This window comes from Levilactobacillus wangkuiensis, assembly GCF_016861605.1.
Classification (GTDB): Bacteria; Bacillota; Bacilli; order Lactobacillales; family Lactobacillaceae; genus Levilactobacillus; species Levilactobacillus wangkuiensis.
Genome location: NZ_BOLM01000054.1, coordinates 1 through 1,157, shown reverse-complemented (window position 1 = coordinate 1,157; position 1,157 = coordinate 1). Strand labels below are relative to the sequence as shown.

Below are 1,157 nucleotides of genomic sequence, written 5' to 3'. Positions count from 1 at the left end.
GACCGTATCCTTTGAATAAAGGTGTGAATAGTCTTTAGAAGTTGAGGACTGACGTTCTCAACTTCACCCAAGGCTTCGGTGAAGGCAGCGTAATCACGCTTTTGAATAGCTTCGGTTAACGCGTGGGCTGAGTAATAAGTGTTTTTGAATTCCTGATTCAGTCCTATGCCTTCCAGTACAACTTGTTCTTGGGTTAAATGGTCTTTAAGGTGTGAAAACCACTGTGTTTTGTTCTTCTCAAGGTCTTTATAGTTTTTCAAATAGAGACGCCAATAATACTTAAGCACACGATATTCACGAGTTTCTTTAGGGAATTGCTTCATCAGCTGAACGCGGGTCTGGTTCAATGAACGTAAGATCATTTGAACCAAATGAAAATTGTCGGCGACTATAGCGGCTTTAGGAAAGACCTCGTGGATGACGGATTGGTATTGAGAGTTGAAGTCCATGACGACGCTAGTAACCTTTTCCCTATTCTTTAGAGAGTAGTGATTTAGGAAATAATCTCCAATGTCTTTATTCTTTCGTCCTGGCAAGATGGTGATAAGGTCGTGCTTTCTTGCATCAATGGCAATAAAACTCATCTGATCACCAGTAGAGCGAAATTCATCGATACACAGAGAGCTAGGCAAACCATTGTATGCCGGCCTAGTTTGCTTCCCAAGGGCAACTAGTTGTCGACTAACTGTGTTAGTCGAAACGTTGTATTGCGCGGCTATACTGGCCATGGTTCGATCCGTAGTTAACTCCCTAGTGATACCATTCTTAACGTTCTGAGAAATCTGATGTTGCTTTATAACGATTGGCGTTTGGGCAATTTGAGTGTGACCACATGCCTTACAAAGAAAACGTTGCTTACGTAGAACCAGTAAGGCTGTTCTCTCGCTGATGTTGGGTATTCTAATGTTAACTGACTTGGCCCCATTTTTGACGATTTCATGTTTGCCACAACGTGGGCAAACGCTGACGGAATAGGTTAAGTCGGCGTAGATACGTAAAGCATCATGTGAAGTATCTTGAACTTTAAAGTTAATGATGTTTTGGTCTTTAATTTGTAGTAAATCTCTTGTAGAATTGTCTTGGGACATATCATTCTTCTCGCTTTCAATTGGTTTTCGTCGACTTGATTGTAGCACAGAGGTGGTATGCCTCTTTTT

At 41.4% G+C, this 1,157-nt stretch carries 1 protein-coding gene; it reads right to left on the bottom strand.

Features of this window, described 5'->3' with window-relative positions; translation table 11 throughout:
- Positions 1-1,088 (bottom strand): ISL3 family transposase (locus JUF13_RS14385; protein ID WP_236002710.1); only part of this gene is annotated, 1,088 nt, incomplete at its 3' end.
- Positions 1,089-1,157: the final 69 nt, after the last annotated feature.